The sequence below is a fragment of the Ruegeria sp. HKCCA4633 genome, from assembly GCF_013034605.1.
GTDB lineage: Bacteria > Pseudomonadota > Alphaproteobacteria > Rhodobacterales > Rhodobacteraceae > Ruegeria.
This window is the reverse complement of record NZ_WQGJ01000003.1, coordinates 105,187-120,462: the sequence shown is the minus strand read 5'-3', so window position 1 is coordinate 120,462 and position 15,276 is coordinate 105,187. Positions and strand designations below refer to the sequence as shown.

Below are 15,276 nucleotides of genomic sequence, written 5' to 3'. Positions count from 1 at the left end.
TTTCGAAACACAGCAAGCTAGACCTCTGGTATGGCTTTGAAATTCCCCGATCTGTCCCAACTTTACGCGCATGGTTTTGACACGGTTATCGACGTGCGCAGCCCGGCTGAGTATGCCGAGGATCATTTGCCGGGTGCGATCAACTTGCCGGTTCTGAATAATGAGGAACGGGCGCGCGTCGGGACCATCTATGTGCAGGAAAGCCCCTTTCTGGCACGGAAACTTGGGGCGGCGCTTGTGTTCCGCAATGCAGCCAATCACATCGAACAGCACCTGAGCCAACACGAGGGCAGTTGGCGCCCCTTGGTCTATTGCTGGCGCGGTGGCCAGCGTTCCGGATCGTTCACCTGGATGTTGCAGCAAATCGGTTGGCGCGCTGATGTGGTCGAAGGCGGCTATCGCACCTATCGCCGGTTGGTGAATGCGTATTTGTACGACGATCCTCTGCCGCATCGATTGATCGCCTTGGATGGCTATACCGGAACGGCCAAGACGGATCTGTTGGCTCTGTTGCAAAGGCGCGGCGTACAGGTTCTGGACCTTGAGGCATTGGCCAATCACAGGGGATCTTTGCTGGGGGAAAGGCCAGGTGGACAGCCTGCGCAAAAGGCGTTTGAATCGGCATTGTCCAGCGCGCTGTGCGCAATAGATCCAGCGCGTCCTGTTGTAGTCGAGGCGGAGTCTTCGAAAATCGGCAGTCTGATCCTGCCGCCCAGCCTTTGGACGGCGTTGTGTGCGGCCCCCAGGGTGCAAATCACAGCGCCGATTGAAGCGCGGACCGCTTATCTGGTGAGGGCCTATGACGATATCCTGTCCGACAGTGATCGTTTGCGGGATCGGTTGTCCCCGCTGCGTTTTCATCGCGGTCACGAGGTCGTCGACGGGTGGATGTGCCTGATCGATGCGGGTGAAAAACACGCGCTGACACAGGCGTTGATGGAACAGCACTACGACCCGGCCTACACCAAATCACGGCAATCCCGGTCGGTTGAGGTGCTGGCCAATCTCGACATTGCGTCCTTGGACGACGGCGGCCTTTCAGCGGCCGCGTCCCAAATCGAAAGCCTGCTGGATCAACTTTGAAGCCGCAGGCCCGGTGTTTCAGTCAATTCGCCTATGATTACAGCCGGATAACCCGCGGCCTTCAAATCCTTGATCAGGGCATCGGCCACTGACGGATCGACAGCGGCAAGCAAACCACCAGCCGTCTGAGGATCAAACAGCAAAGCGGCTTTGCCTTCGGCGGGCAGGTCCATGGCAATCACCCGGTTGTCGGCAAAGATGGTCGAGCGCACGCCCTGATCTGTCAAAGTCAACGCGCCGTCCATTACCTCGACCGCGTTCAGATCAAGTACTGCACCACAGTTTGACGCGTCGCAGATACCGTGCAGGTGCCCGGCTAAACCAAACCCGGTCACGTCGGTCATCGCATGGGCCTTGGCCAGTATTCTTGATGCTTTCCCTTGCGATTGGGTCATGTGCTGATAAGCGGCCGCGACCCAGGCTCCATCTGCCAGACCGGCCATTTCGGCAGCCATCAGAACGCCGCTGCCCAAGGGCTTGGTCAGGATCAAACGGTCTCCCGGTTGCCCGCCCGACAAAGTGATGGGCGGCGTTTCACACAGGCCGGTTATGGTAAAGCCGATGGTCATCTCATCGCCCATGGAACTGTGGCCACCCACGATCTCAGCCCCGGCCTCTCTCATCACGTCGCCTGCCACTGCCATGATTTCTGACATGGTGCGGCCCTGAAGACTGGCAGACATACGAGGAAGGATGATCGTCGCAGTTGCGGCCTGAGGTGCAGCCCCCATGGCCCAGATATCCCCCAAAGCGTGAACAGCAGCGATACGCGCCATCAGGACGGGATCATTGGTGAAAGCCCGCAGGTGATCTGATGTCATGACCTGCTGAACGCCACCTGTTTGTAGCAAGGCTGCATCGTCTCCGGGCAGGGGGATGATGTCTGAACGGTCAGGCGCGGGCTGGGATTTCAGTGCTGTCTGCAACGCATCGCGCCCGACCTTGGCGCCGCATCCTCCGCACATGGGTTTTTCCCCAAGCGCCTTATCCAGCCCGAAGGCCCGGTCGTGTGGCAATGCAGAAAGCTTCATTTGCGGCAGGTCTCGAAACCTGTTCATGAAAGTTTGGTCGATGTGGTTCTTCCATTTCCACATGATCGGGCCGCTCAAGGATGTACCTAAACGCTCACCCAGCGCGGATTTGCCGCCCAACGAGATCAGTTTGAGGTAATCCTTCTGCGGGACATATCTGCGCATCCGTCCCGCACTTAGTGCAGCACGCAGATTGTCGAAAAGAACGGGTGCTTCGCGCACCGCGTAAACGCCTGCCTTGGGGCGCGGATTTTCTGACAGATGAGCGCAATCCCCGGCGGCATAGACAGCAGGATCGCTGGATTGAAGATAGCTGTTCACCCGGATGTACCCGTCTTGCAGATCCAGCCCTGTACGTGCGATCCAGTCATATGGGCGCGCCCCGGCGGCTCCGGTGACGAAATGGGCGGGGATAGCGCGGCCGTCCTGCAGTTGGACGTGATCAGCGGCGATCCGGGTAATCACTGCGTTTTCGATGACTTTCACACCCAGATCCTGCATGGCGCGACGGATCGTGGCCTCCGCCTTGGGTTTGGTAGCCGCCAGGATTGAGGCATTGTCGATCAGCGTGATCCGCGCCGCGCGCCCCTTTGCTTTGAGAGCGTGGGCCATGGCCATGACCAATTCGGCCCCGGCAACGCCCCCGCCGATCACCGCGACAGACGCAGGGCCATCATGATTCAGATAGTCAGCCCATCGCGCGGCAAATCGGCCCAGAGGTTTGGCTGGAATGGCATGTTCGGCAAAGCCCGGCAGAGCGGGCATGTCCGAGGTGATCCCAACATTGACCGAAGCCACATCGAACCCGACTGGCGGGTGCCCGGAAACATGCACCTGATGGCTATCAGTATCGATCCCTTCGACGGCACCCAGTATGACCCGCGCATCTGCAAAGCGCGCCAGTTTTACCAGATCGATGTCCAATTCCCATCGGTCGTAGTGCCCGGCGACATATCCCGGCAACATACCGGAATAAGGAGCAGTAGGGCCTGGATTTATTACAGTGACCCGCGCACCTGCAAGAGGAGTCATCCCCCATTTTCGCAAAAGCAGCGCGTGGGTATGACCTCCGCCAACAAGAACCAAATCGCGGGTCAGGGGCAGCGGAGGTGAATGCATAGGAATTAGTTCGCGCTATGGTCCGGGACGTCTTCGACCTGCTCGACCGCGTGGGTGGCCCAAAGCTCATCCTCACCGGCATCCGGCAGACCTTCGGGCTTTTCATGACGGTGAATGTGCCATTTGGCAATGAACAGGGCCGTGATCGGAGCGGTCAGGAACAGAAACAGCGTGATCAGCAGCTCGTGCATGGACAGTTTACCCTCCAGCAGCACCGAATGCGCTATTGAAGCCAGCAAGACGCCGCCCACTCCCAACGTTGTCGCCTTGGTCGGCGCGTGCAGGCGCGACATTGGATCTTTCAGTTTGATCATCCCAAACGAGCCGACAAACCCGAAGATACCCGACATGATCAAGAAGACGGCGATCAGCAATTCGACGAGAAATGTCATGTCGCCCTCACTCGATGATGTTGCCGCGCAGCATGAAGCGCGCATAGGCCACGGTTGAAACAAAACCCAGCATGGCAATGATCATGGCGGCCTCGAAAAAGATCTCGGTACCTTGATCCAGACCATAAAGGATCATCAGGGCAATGGTGTTGATCACCATCGTATCCAGCGCCAGAACGCGCGTGCCGACGCCGTCAGCGGTGATGATCCGCCACAGGCACATCATGATTGCGGCGCCAAAACAGGCGAAGGCGAAGTAGATGGCGTATTCGATCATTCGAAAATCTCCTTCAGGCGGCGTTCATAGCGTTGTTTGATCTGATCGCGAACCGCCTCGGGGTCGGGGGCGTCAAGGCAATGGACCAGCAGGTTATGCCCTTGTGCCGACAGATCGCAGCTGACCGTGCCGGGGGTCATGGTGATTGTTCCGGCCAACACGGTAATCGCCTCGGGGGTGCGCAGTTCCAGCGGGACGCAGATCCAGTTGGGTTGGCGGTCGGCATCCCGCTTGAACAGGATGATCCGGGCAACGGTCACGTTTGCAACCACAATGTCCCAAAGCACGACCAGTATATACTCTGCCACCATCCGCCAATTACGCAGTTTGGGGCGATCCGGCCAATAGGGCTGCGTTATGAAGGGGATGATGATCCCCAGGATCAGGCCAAAAACCAACGAATTCAACGATCCATTATTGGCCAGCAAAACCCACACGAATGTCAGCAAGAAAGTCAGATGAGGGTGCGGAAAAATCCGGCGCAGCAGTTTCATCATTCTTCCCCTCCCAATACGGCAGAGATGTAGTTTTCAGGCGCAAACAACTGGCCTGCCGTTTTGCTTGTGTATTCCAATGCAGGGCCCGCAAACAGGGTCAGAAGGATCAGACCTGCCACCAACCCAAACACGGCTGTGATAGCAAGGCCCGGTTGCGGTTCCGGGGCAACCGGTGCGGGTACCTCTTCACCATCGACAGGGTCTTCTACGGTAACCACCTGCGTGTCGTGGCTTTTCCAGAAGATCAATGTGCCCGCGCGCGCCAGCCCAACAATGGTGACAAAAGATCCGATCAGAATAACAGCCCAGACCGCAGTTGCGTCCGATGCATCCCGCGACGCGTCCAATACCAGCAACTTGCCGATGAAGCCTGAAAGTGGCGGCATACCTGCCATCGCGATGGCCCCGACAAAGAACAGGGCCGAGATCAGGCCGCTTTGCGGCATGGGCGTTGTTGGTGCAATTGCCCCGCCGCGACGCTCCATCACCAGATCAGCAACAAGGAACAACAGCGCAGTCGCCAAGGTCGAGTGGAACACATAATAGAGTGCTGCAGCCGTCGCATCTGGCGTGAATTGTGAGATCGCGATCAGCAAGGTCCCCATCGAGGCGATGGCGCAAAACGCAACCATGCGAGCTATGTGTTGCGATCCCAAAATTCCGATGGCCCCAACGGCCAAAGTCACAAGCGCTGCGGGTTGCAGCCAATCGCCCACCAAACCTTGCGTCGCTTCGACCTCGGGTCCGAAGGCCAGCGTATACATGCGAATGATCGAGTAAGCACCAACTTTGGTCATGATGGCAAATAGGGCAGCCACGGGTAATGGCGCATTGGCGTAGCTGGCTGGAAGCCAGAAATGCAGCGGCAAAACGGCGGCCTTGATACAGAACACCAAAAGCAGAAGCACCGCGCCAACCCGCAAAAGGGCGGTGTCCTCGGCGGGGATTTCGGCAACGCGCACAGCGATATCTGCCATGTTCAGCGTACCGGTGACGCCATAGATTGTCCCCAAGGCAAACAGGAACAGGGTCGAACCCAAGAGGTTGTACGCAACATATTGCACGCCGGATTTTAACCGGACCGAACCGCCTCCATGGGTCATCAAACCGTAAGAGGCGATTAGAAGGACCTCGAAGAAAACGAACAGGTTGAACGCATCGCCTGTCAGGAAAGCTCCGCAGACGCCCATAAGCTGGAAATGGAACAGCGCGTGGAAATGTTTGCCGCGCTCATCCCAGCCCGACGCGATGGCATAAAGCACAATCGGCAGGGCTAGCAGTGCCGTTAGCAGAACCATCATGGCCGACAGCCTGTCCAGCACCATGACGATGCCGAATGGCGCTGGCCAGTTGCCAAGCTCGTAGACCAGAATTTCACCGCCCGAAGCTTGCGCGGTAATGGTCAGCGCTATGCCAAGCAGGGCAATAACGCCCGAGACCGAGAAGATACGCTGCAGGTCCAGATGATAGCGCAGGACCATGATGATAAACGGGGCCAGGATCGCGGGAAGGACGATCGGCGCAACGATCCAGTGGTTCATGCGTCTTCTCCCGGCGCGTCTACGCTGTCCTGTGGGCTCATGTCGATATGGTCATCCTTCGAGGACAAATAAGCCGAGAGCGCGATCATCACGATTACGGCTGTCATTCCAAAAGAAATCACGATGGCCGTCAGCACCAGCGCCTGTGGCAGCGGGTCGGTATAGGGCACGTCTTCGTATTTGTTCAGAACGGCAGGCGCATTCAGCGCGAGTCGCCCGGTGGCAAACAAGAACACGTTCACAGCATAGGTGATGAGTGACAGGCCCAGAATGACCGGGAATGTCCGACGACGCAGGATCAGGAAAATCCCGGCGGCGGTCATAATGCCTACGGCAGAGGCTACGAGCGCTTCCATCAGGCCTGCTCCTTCTCTTTGTCTTCATCTTCAGAGGAATCCCGCAGCGGGTTGATATCCATTGGGAATTCCTGTGCCATGCCCGGCCGCCAGGCAAAGCGTGACAGGCTGTCCAGCGCGAGCATCACCGCCCCAAGAACGGCGAGAAAGACGCCCACGTCAAACAGCATGGCCGTGGCCCACTCGAACTCTTCCAGCGGCGGCCAGTTGATGTAGCCAAAATCGCTGGTCAGGAAGGGGCGTTCGTTGAACCAGGCCCCCAATCCGGTCGCCGCAGCTATCAGCACGCCCCAGCCGATGGTTCCGTGATAGTAGAACCTTTGCCGTTCGATGGCCCAGGTGTAACCGCTGGCCATGTACTGCATCAGGAACGCAATCGCGACAATCAAGCCCGCGATGAAGCCACCCCCGGGTTGGTTATGTCCGCGGAAGAAGATGTAGGCGCCCACCATCAATGCGATTGGCATCATGACGCGAGTGACCACAACCATCATCAGCGGATGTGAGTCCCCAGATTGAGGCCAGTGCGGTTTGCGGTTCAGCAAATAGCCGCGCACATTTGTACCCAGAACCGCTTCGGTCAGGGCAAAGATGATCAGCGCCGCGATGCCCAGTACGATGATCTCGCCAAAGGTATCAAAGCCCCGGAAGTCGACCAGAATGACGTTCACGACGTTCGTGCCGCCACCACCTTTGTAGGAGTTCGCCAAATGGAAGTCCGAGATCGTTGGGAACGCGAAATCCCGCAGCATGATCGCGTAGATCAGTGCGCCGGTCCCGATGCCCGCGACGACAGAAATCGCAGCGTCTCGCCACCGCCGTGCGGCTGAACTGTCCCACGGCGTTTCCGTGGGCAGAAAGTTCAGCGACAGCAGAAGCAGGATCATGGTTACAACTTCAACCGAGATTTGCGTCAGCGCCAAGTCCGGCGCGGATAGATAGTTGAAGGCGACTGACACGATCAGGCCCACAACGCCAATCAGAACAAGCGAGAGCAGGCGGTTGCGGTGGAACCACATGATGCCCAGCGTCGCGCCGACCAGACAGAGCCAGCCGACGATCGGGATGATTTGCGCAGGCAGTGGAACGCGGGTTTCAACCCCAATGGTACCGGTCGAATAGGCGTAGTAGCCCAGCCCGACCGTAAAGGCGATGAAGATGATCGCATAACGGCTGAGGACACCGTTGTGCAGCTCATCCGTAACCCATTGGCTGAGGCGCGTGAAGGCGTGGATGATGGTTTCGAATATCACCTTGGCTTCAGGGCGTGGCAGGGCATTCCAAAGCTGCTCTCCGCGTTTGTGCATCGACAGCAGGAACAGACCGCCCAGCGTTGCTACGATCGACATGTACAGCGCGGGCACAAAGCCGTGCCACAGTTTAAGCGAATAGTATGGCAGCTTTTCCCCACCGATCACAGCGCTGGACACCACGGCGACCAACGGACCGACAATGGCGGCTGAATAGAGACCGATCAGAACGACCAGCACGACAAGGAAAGCGGGGGCAATCCAAAGCCCAACCGGCGGATCATGCGGATGTGCAGGGTAATCGTCGCGCTGCGGGCCAAGGAACACGTGGCTCACGAAACGGAAGGAATAAGCTGCGGAAAACAGAGATGCGAGCAAGGCCAGGCCCGGCACCAGATAGGCTGAGTTCAGCCATGTGGTGTGCACGGTTTCTTCCAGCATCATCTCTTTCGACAAGAAGCCGTTCAGGGGTGGCAAACCAGCCATTGAAAGCGCGGCGATGGTGCCGATTGTGAAGGTGATCGGCATCAAATGACGCAAACCGCCCAACCGCTTGACGTCGCGTGTTCCGGTCTCATGATCGACAATCCCAGCTGTCATAAACAGCGCTGCCTTGAAGGTCGCGTGGTTGATGATGTGGAACACCGCTGCCACGGCTGCGAATTTCGTGCCGAAACCCAGCAACATGGTGATCAGGCCCAGATGCGACACAGTCGAAAACGCCAGCAGCGCTTTCAGGTCATCCTTGAACAGCGCAATCACCGCGCCCAGCAACATCGTCACCAGACCGGTAGTGGCCACGATATAGAACCACGCATCCGTCCCGGCCAAAACCGGCCACATCCGCGCCATTAGGAACAGACCGGCCTTCACCATGGTGGCCGAGTGCAGATAAGCAGATACGGGTGTCGGTGCCGCCATCGCGTGCGGTAGCCAGAAATGGAAAGGGAACTGCGCCGATTTGGTGAAAGCGCCCAGCAGGATCAGGATCAGTGCGGGAAGGTAGTAGGGCGAAGCTTGGATCAGCTCTTTGTTCTGTAGAATGACACTCAGGTCATATGAGCCCACGATGTTTCCCAGGATCAGCATCCCGGCGATCATTGCCAACCCGCCGCCTCCGGTGACGGCCAGCGCCATCCGCGCACCTTGACGGCCTTCGGGCAGGTGCTTCCAATAACCGATCAGCAGGAACGAGCTGAGCGATGTAAGTTCCCAGAAAATAAGCAAAAGCAGGATGTTGTCTGACAGAACAATCCCGACCATAGCACCCTGAAACAATAGCAGATAAGTGTAGAACTGCCCCATCGGATCTTCGCGCGACAGGTAGAACCGCGCGTAAAGGATGATCAGCAGACCGATACCCAATATCAGTAGGGCGAACAGAAAGCCCAACCCGTCCAACATGAAGTTGGCATTCAGGCCAAGACCGGGAATCCAATCGAAGCGGGCGGTCACGACGTCTCCGCGCATGACCGATGGGATGTGGATCAGCAAACCCATTAGGGCAAGAAACGTGGTTAACGCCGCAGCGGATGCTGCCGCGTTTCTGCCTGCTCGGATCAGCAGAGCAGGGAATACAGCACCAAGGAAAGGAAGGGCCGCGATAAGGAATAGGGACAAGTGCGATACTCCGGTCTGAGCGGTCAGGATGAAGCCTATTTTGTAAAGATATTTCCTAGGCTGTCCAGATTTTGTAACTTCTTCACTGATAACTAGCGAAACATTTAACTGTACGGTAGCCCTGTGAAAAAATGACGCAATCTTGATCCTGTGCATAGGTTTTAAGGCATCCGTTTCCACCCAAATGTGCTAGATGAATGGGCATCGAACAGGAGGCTATCGGTGATCGAAAAAGTGAACCGAACCCGAAGGTGGGTGTTGATCGGCGGTGGTGTCGCGATCGCCGCGGGCTTTGCGATCCGGGAATATCGTTTGATCCCAGAAGATCACGGCGGCGGGCGGATCAGCGTTGAAATGGCGCATGAACAGGCCCGCGAAGGAAAAATACTGTTGGTCGACATACGAACTCCGCGGGAATGGCGCGCATCGGGCATTGGCGAAGGTGCATCGCCGCTTGATATGCGGCGCGAAGACTTCGTTGAGACCTTGCAGCAGATGACCGGTGGGAGGCTGGATACGCCAGTGGCGCTCATATGTGCGCGGGGGGTGCGCTCAGCGCGTTTGAGCAACCAACTTATTGCAGCGGGTTTTACCCAGATCATTGACGTGCCCGAGGGTATGCTGGGCTCGGCCGCAGGCCCGGGTTGGGTCAGGGCCGGGCTGCCGGTTCGAAAGTTTAACGAGGATGCAGGATGATCCGAACACTTAGTCTGGCGGCACTCATTGCCGCCGCCGGGCAGGCCGCTTGGGCCGGATGCGCCGGTCAAGACATGGTTTGCGAAACACCGATGGGCGCGTATCATCTTGAGCTGCCCGAGGGGGACAACCCTCCGATGGTGGTGTTCCTGCACGGCTATGGTGGCAGCGGATCGGGCACGATGCGCAATCGCTCGATGGTCGAACCTCTGCTGAAGCGTGGCTATGCGGTTATGGCGCCTGAGGGTTTGGAGCGACCGGACCGTGGCGGCACCAAAAGCTGGAACTTTTATCCGGGTTTTGGTGATCGGGACGAAACCGCCTTTCTGACCGAAGTCATGCAAGATGCCGCAGACCGGTTTGGCGTCGATCCTGATCGGGTTCTGCTGGGTGGATTTTCGGCAGGCGGCTTTATGGTCAACTACCTGGCCTGTGACGCACCGGATACATTCTCCGCTTACGTACCGGTGTCCGGAGGGTTCTGGCGTCCGCATCCTGAGACATGTGAAGGCCCGATCCGCATGTTCCACACCCACGGTTGGACAGACAATGTCGTACCGCTTGAAGGGCGATTGCTGGGCGGTGGGCGCTTTCAACAAGGCGACATCTTTGCCGGGCTTGAAATCTGGCGTGAAGCCAATGGCTGCGTCGATCACAAACCAAGCAGTTTCACTGTGACGGACGACTTCATGCGTCGCCGCTGGACCGGTTGCGCCGAAGGCAGCGCGTTAGAATTCGCGCTGTTTCCCGGGGGGCACAATGTTCCTGCCGGTTGGGCAGACATGATCGTCGATTGGTACGAGGGGTTACCCGGCAGCTGATTATTCTGCCGGGGTCATGTTGCCTTTGCCTTCGACCAACCGCTTCAACTCATCCCGATAACGGCGGGCTGATCGAGTGATGGCGGGTTCGCTGAAGTCTTCGCGCATTCCGACCATTCTCCGGGCCGCGCTTGCCGAAACACCGCTGAGGGCCGAAAGCGGTATGGCCAGCGCGAGGCTAATGGCAATCGGGGCCAACCAGATCGAAACCAGACCGGACAGGATACCGACGCTCAGCGCGATGCCACTGATCGTTTCCAATGCGTGGCACAGCACCAACGTACCGAGCCCATAGCTGCCGCCATCGCGGGCTTGCGGAGACCAGCCGCGTTGGATGCCAAAGGCCGTGCGGAAGACCGCAATCATCTGCTGCACCATCAGAATAGGCGCGTACAGAATAGAAAGTAGAACCTCGGCCAGGAACGACGTCAGAAACTTGCGCGCACCACCAAAGTCGGAATAGCGCACACCGCTGAGTGGCAGAGCCAAAACACCCAGCACTTTGGGGGCCAGCAGCATGGCGTACATGACCAGAATAATCAGCACATGACGGGTTTCCGACATCTCGGGCCATTGGGGGAACAGCGGATTGTCAGGGCTGAAATAGTGTAGGACGGATGCGTCCTGACCTTGACCAATCAGCGCCCACATCAAGAGCAGTGCGAACCACAAGGGTGACATCAGATATCCGATGGCGCCATGGAACATGTGAAAGCGCGACACAGCGCGGAACCCGGTTGACCCCAGCAGTTTCAGGTGTTGCAGGTTGCCCTGACACCAGCGGCGGTCCCGCATGGCATGATCGATGAGGGTGGGTGGTGTTTCTTCGTATGATCCGCGAATACGCGGCAGAAAGCGCACGGCCCAACCCGCGCGGCGCAGCAATCCCGCCTCGACAAAATCGTGGCTCATGATCAGCTTGTCCTGACCGCTGAATGAACGCAGCTTGGGCAGGCCAGCGCTTGTGGCAAAAGCCTTGGTGCGGATGATGGCGTTGTGGCCCCAATAGTTGCCTTCTTGCCCGCACCAGCGCGCCAGACCTTCGGCAAAGGCGATACCATAGACACCGTTGGCGAATTGCTGCATCCGGGCAAAAACTGACTGCGCGCCAATGAGCTGCGGGTAGCTTTGAATCAATCCCGCACCGGGATCACGCGCCAACGCATCGGTCAGACGATAGATCGCGCGTCCGGTCATCAGGCTGTCGGCATCCAGCACCAGCATCGCATCCCAGTCCGCACCCCAGCGGCTCACCCAATCGGCGATATTGCCTACCTTTCGGTCAGTATTCTGTTCACGGCGTCGATAGTACAACTCCAGCCCCGGTGCCAAAGTGGTGCGCAACGCCTCGACACTGGCCTGTTCCTGCGCTGCTATCTCGGGGTCCCGCGTGTCCGACAAAATGAACATGGCATAGTGGTGCCGCCCACCACGGGTTTGTAAATCTTCAAGCATGGTGCGGGCGTTGCCCAGTACGTTCCACGGCACCTCGTTGTAAACCGGGGTCAGCAAGGCCACACGCAGCGGCTGCGCGCGATGGCTCTTTTGGGGACGGTCCTGCCTAGACAGGGACACCATACCCAAAAGCACCGTGCAAACCGTGAAAGTGATCCAGAAAAAGTTGAACGAGATCAGCGCCAGCAGTATCGCTTCGACCAGATTGATCCCCTCGGCGCTGAACCAGTCACTCATCACCCAGAGCAGACCCAGTGTTGCCGCCATTGCCGGGGAAAACGCCAAAGCACGCCAGAACCCAGCCGACGAGCCGCGCTTGCCGGAAGGCGCATCCGCATCCCGGAACCGCGCGCTGAAGTTCTGCGCGGGCATCGCCAGAGGGGCTTCTGGCGGCATGATATGCAGATCGCGGCTCATGTGGTCCAACGGTAAAGCCAGACCTCAGAGGCAGGCTGTTTGTCTTTCAGAAGCTGAGCGCGCAGTTCGACATGATTGCGATCTTCGGGCTGGAAAGAAAAGGCCAGACGCAGACCACCGGTATCGGGATTGCGTTGCAGAACACCTTCAGAAGTTTCGGCATGAGGCGAGTCAACAAAGATCGAGATCGCGTCGATGTCCTCGAACAGTTCACTGTCTTCAAAGTCGATCACTGCCAGACGACCCTCACCAAAGGTATTTTCGCCCATCGCGCTGTTGATGACACGTGGCATTGGAGTGCGTTGGGGTTCTTCCCCCCAGATCAGGCGATAGGACAGGTCGACTTGACTGCCCGCCGCATAGGGCTCTGATGGGCGCCAATAGGCGACGATGTTGTCATAGATTTCCTGATCTGCCGGGATTTCAACCAGCGTCACGGTGCCTTTGCCCCAATCCTGGTTGGGTTCGACCCACAGGCCGGGACGTTTGTGATAGTTGGCCTCAAGGTCTGCGTAATCCGAAAACTCGCGCTTGCGTTGCATCAGACCGAAACCACGTGGGTTCGTGTCCACAAAAGACGAAATTTGCAGACGGGTCGGATTGGCTAGCGGCCGCCACAGAACTTCGCCTGCGCCATTGCGGATCAGCAGCCCGTCGCTGTCATGAACCGCCGGGCGGAAATCGTCGAACCGGCTGTGGTTGGTCTGATCGAACAGGAACATCGACGTTCCCGGTGCGATACCGACATGAGACAGATCTTCGCGCGGGAACAGCGTTGCCTCAACATCCATGATGCAGTCTGCACCTGCGGTAACGTTGAACCGATAGGCACCGGTCACGCTGGGGCTGTCCATCAGCGCGTGGACGACCATATTACGCTGGCCGGGTGCGGGACGTTCCAGCCAGAAGCGGATGAATTCGGGGAACTCCTCACCATCCGGATCGCCGGTTTTCAGCGCCAGACCACGCGCGGACAGGCCATAAACCTCGTGCAGGCCGATGGCGCGGAAATAGCTGGCTCCCTGCCAGACGCAGAATTCATCTGTCTTGCCGGGGCGGTGCATCTCGGTCCGAAGGCGCAAGCCCGAAAAACCCAGCGTATCGTCGATCGGCAGTTGTGGCACGTCTTCGGATTTATCGAACATCGCCAGATCGAATGCGACCGGCGTGGTCATGCCATTCTCAACCGTTTCCACTTTGACAGTGCGCGGGAAATACAGACCCGGCGTGAAGAAATCGACGTTGAACGGCGTTTCGGTTTCGTACCATAGAGCACGATCCAGCCTGAACCGGATCGAGCGGTACTGCTGATAGGTCAGATCCTGCCATTCCTGCGGCACCATCTCGCGTTCTGCATAGGGGCGGCTGGCTAGGTCGCGGGCCATTTTGATCACATAGTCGCGGTCAAACGGAACCTCACCGCCCGTTGCATAGGCAGACGGGGCAAAGGCCAAGGCGGTCGTCGAGACGAGGAATGCGCGACGGGTAAAGTTCATTTCTTTGTCTTCCAGGGTTGTGACTTGAACCACGCGGCCAGATAGGCCACGCCGATGATCATCGCAAAGCCAATCATGTTGGCGATAAAGACACTGGCAACATCCCGCCCAGATTGGTCTAGCGCCACGCCGATCAAGCGGGCTGCGGCCATGGAAAACACAAAGACGGCAAGGGATTGCTGACCGACCTTTGTGATAACTGCCAGCAGGAATTGCCAGACACGCGCGCCCATGCTGTGGCCGGTTGCGATCAGGCGATGGCCGTGTTCACCGGCTGCAACCCAGCCCAGATAGGCCAGTGACAGGAAGTGGACATAGCGCAGAAGGCCGAACTCGGTTTTGCCGCGCAGCTCTTCAGTCAGGGGCCAGCCCTTGCGGATCACAGCGCCAAGCTCGGGCGCGGCAGTGTTGATCCAGGTAAAGACCTTCCACGACCCGAACGGAGCCGACAAGACAACAAAGGCGATTGCCGCCCAGATCAGTGCCCTTGATATCGGCGGGGCGGGAATCCAGCCGCGCATAAAAGCGAACCCTGTGAAGAAAAGCAGCTGCCAACCAAATGGATTGAAGAACCACTGACGGTCTGACCACGGTTCGGCCGGCAATGCCAGCGCACCGGTCTGAGCGATAAACCAGATCGCCACGCAAACCGCTGCCATCAGCCAGAAACTGACACGGTAGAGCGCCATGTACAGCGGCATCAGCGCCAGGACCACCAGATACATCGGCAGGATGTCAAAGTAGTTTGGCACATAAGTCAGCGTAAAAATTCCAACCATCTGCGGGGCCGGATCGTTGAAGAAATGCTGCAGGTTGAGGGATGAGATATAGGTCTTTTCAAACCACCCTGTCTGATCTAGCGCGGCCATGGTCATGGCTACAAAGAAGAACAGGCAGATATGCGCCCAGTAGACCTGCCAGATACGGAAGGCGACACGCGCTGTTCCCATCCACCAACCTTTGCGCAGAAATGCGCCGCCAAAAGCAATGGCCGAGGCCATGCCCGAACAGAACACAAAGATCTCGGTCGCGTCTGAATAACCGAACCGCGCGGGTATCCACCTGGCCCAGGGATCGTTGGGAATATGGGCAATCAGAATGATGAACATCGCGATGCCGCGATAGAAATCCAATCGCGGATCACGCGTGCGGGCAGGAGCTGCGGCCGGGGCCGATGCAGATGCAAAATCAGAAGCGGGCGATATGGTCGCCATACGTTTTCTGT

Annotated in this window: 13 protein-coding genes; 3 read left to right on the top strand and 10 right to left on the bottom strand. The window is 58.0% G+C overall.

Features of this window, described 5'->3' with window-relative positions; genetic code table 11:
* Nucleotides 1-30 precede the first annotated feature (30 nt).
* Nucleotides 31-1,083 (top strand): tRNA 2-selenouridine(34) synthase MnmH, encoded by a 1,053-nt coding sequence (mnmH, locus tag GOV85_RS09955; RefSeq protein ID WP_171177531.1) that lies wholly within the window; start codon nucleotides 31-33, stop codon nucleotides 1,081-1,083.
* On the opposite strand, the gene selD is transcribed toward mnmH, so the two are convergent.
* The 7 genes from selD to GOV85_RS09920 are packed head-to-tail and all read right to left on the bottom strand — an operon-like array spanning nucleotide 1,074 to nucleotide 9,166.
* Nucleotides 1,074-3,233, bottom strand: a complete 2,160-nt coding sequence (selD, locus tag GOV85_RS09950; protein ID WP_171177529.1) for a selenide, water dikinase SelD — start codon at nucleotides 3,231-3,233, stop codon at nucleotides 1,074-1,076. The two genes, mnmH and selD, sit on opposite strands and share 10 nt — an antisense overlap.
* Before the next feature lie 5 nt (nucleotides 3,234-3,238).
* Nucleotides 3,239-3,625, bottom strand: a complete 387-nt coding sequence (locus GOV85_RS09945; RefSeq protein ID WP_171177527.1) for a Na+/H+ antiporter subunit G — start codon at nucleotides 3,623-3,625, stop codon at nucleotides 3,239-3,241.
* Between the two features lie 7 nt (nucleotides 3,626-3,632).
* Entirely contained in the window at nucleotides 3,633-3,902 is a 270-nt protein-coding gene (locus GOV85_RS09940; protein WP_170459173.1) for a K+/H+ antiporter subunit F, read from the bottom strand.
* Nucleotides 3,899-4,396 (bottom strand): Na+/H+ antiporter subunit E, encoded by a 498-nt coding sequence (locus GOV85_RS09935; protein WP_171178079.1) that lies wholly within the window; start codon nucleotides 4,394-4,396, stop codon nucleotides 3,899-3,901. The genes GOV85_RS09940 and GOV85_RS09935 overlap by 4 nt, the downstream gene beginning before the upstream one ends.
* Entirely contained in the window at nucleotides 4,396-5,940 is a 1,545-nt protein-coding gene (locus tag GOV85_RS09930) for a monovalent cation/H+ antiporter subunit D (protein ID WP_171177524.1), read from the bottom strand. The genes GOV85_RS09935 and GOV85_RS09930 overlap by 1 nt, the downstream gene beginning before the upstream one ends.
* Nucleotides 5,937-6,296, bottom strand: a complete 360-nt coding sequence (locus GOV85_RS09925; protein ID WP_170751150.1) for a Na+/H+ antiporter subunit C — start codon at nucleotides 6,294-6,296, stop codon at nucleotides 5,937-5,939. Before GOV85_RS09925 ends, GOV85_RS09930 begins: the two co-directional genes overlap by 4 nt.
* Entirely contained in the window at nucleotides 6,296-9,166 is a 2,871-nt protein-coding gene (locus GOV85_RS09920; RefSeq protein WP_171177522.1) for a monovalent cation/H+ antiporter subunit A, read from the bottom strand. The genes GOV85_RS09925 and GOV85_RS09920 overlap by 1 nt, the downstream gene beginning before the upstream one ends.
* 222 nt (nucleotides 9,167-9,388) lie before the next feature.
* Here GOV85_RS09920 and GOV85_RS09915 point away from each other — a divergent pair, with 222 nt between their 5' ends.
* Nucleotides 9,389-9,862, top strand: a complete 474-nt coding sequence (locus GOV85_RS09915; RefSeq protein ID WP_171177521.1) for a rhodanese-like domain-containing protein — start codon at nucleotides 9,389-9,391, stop codon at nucleotides 9,860-9,862.
* Nucleotides 9,859-10,683: a PHB depolymerase family esterase gene (locus GOV85_RS09910; RefSeq protein WP_171177519.1), complete on the top strand. Its 825-nt coding sequence runs from the start codon at nucleotides 9,859-9,861 to the stop codon at nucleotides 10,681-10,683. Before GOV85_RS09915 ends, GOV85_RS09910 begins: the two co-directional genes overlap by 4 nt.
* Here GOV85_RS09910 and mdoH read toward each other — a convergent pair whose 3' ends face one another.
* From mdoH to GOV85_RS09895, 3 genes are read right to left on the bottom strand one after another with little or no spacing between them, the layout of a single operon-like run.
* Nucleotides 10,684-12,555, bottom strand: a complete 1,872-nt coding sequence (gene mdoH, locus GOV85_RS09905) for a glucans biosynthesis glucosyltransferase MdoH (RefSeq protein WP_171177517.1) — start codon at nucleotides 12,553-12,555, stop codon at nucleotides 10,684-10,686.
* Nucleotides 12,552-14,051 (bottom strand): glucan biosynthesis protein, encoded by a 1,500-nt coding sequence (locus GOV85_RS09900; RefSeq protein WP_171177515.1) that lies wholly within the window; start codon nucleotides 14,049-14,051, stop codon nucleotides 12,552-12,554. Before GOV85_RS09900 ends, mdoH begins: the two co-directional genes overlap by 4 nt.
* Entirely contained in the window at nucleotides 14,048-15,265 is a 1,218-nt protein-coding gene (locus GOV85_RS09895) for an OpgC family protein (RefSeq protein WP_171177513.1), read from the bottom strand. Before GOV85_RS09895 ends, GOV85_RS09900 begins: the two co-directional genes overlap by 4 nt.
* Nucleotides 15,266-15,276 lie beyond the last annotated feature (11 nt).

Excerpts from the sequence above, each read along its gene's own strand:
- mnmH (WP_171177531.1), top strand. The coding sequence starts at position 31 with ATGGCTTTGAAATTCCCCGATCTGTCCCAACTTTACGCGCATGGTTTT.
- selD (WP_171177529.1), bottom strand. The coding sequence starts at position 3,233 with ATGCATTCACCTCCGCTGCCCCTGACCCGCGATTTGGTTCTTGTTGGC.
- GOV85_RS09945 (WP_171177527.1), bottom strand. The coding sequence starts at position 3,625 with ATGACATTTCTCGTCGAATTGCTGATCGCCGTCTTCTTGATCATGTCG.
- GOV85_RS09940 (WP_170459173.1), bottom strand. The coding sequence starts at position 3,902 with ATGATCGAATACGCCATCTACTTCGCCTTCGCCTGTTTTGGCGCCGCA.
- GOV85_RS09935 (WP_171178079.1), bottom strand. The coding sequence starts at position 4,396 with ATGAAACTGCTGCGCCGGATTTTTCCGCACCCTCATCTGACTTTCTTG.
- GOV85_RS09930 (WP_171177524.1), bottom strand. The coding sequence starts at position 5,940 with ATGAACCACTGGATCGTTGCGCCGATCGTCCTTCCCGCGATCCTGGCC.
- GOV85_RS09925 (WP_170751150.1), bottom strand. The coding sequence starts at position 6,296 with ATGGAAGCGCTCGTAGCCTCTGCCGTAGGCATTATGACCGCCGCCGGG.
- GOV85_RS09910 (WP_171177519.1), top strand. The coding sequence starts at position 9,859 with ATGATCCGAACACTTAGTCTGGCGGCACTCATTGCCGCCGCCGGGCAG.
- mdoH (WP_171177517.1), bottom strand. The coding sequence starts at position 12,555 with ATGAGCCGCGATCTGCATATCATGCCGCCAGAAGCCCCTCTGGCGATG.
- GOV85_RS09900 (WP_171177515.1), bottom strand. The coding sequence starts at position 14,051 with ATGAACTTTACCCGTCGCGCATTCCTCGTCTCGACGACCGCCTTGGCC.
- GOV85_RS09895 (WP_171177513.1), bottom strand. The coding sequence starts at position 15,265 with ATGGCGACCATATCGCCCGCTTCTGATTTTGCATCTGCATCGGCCCCG.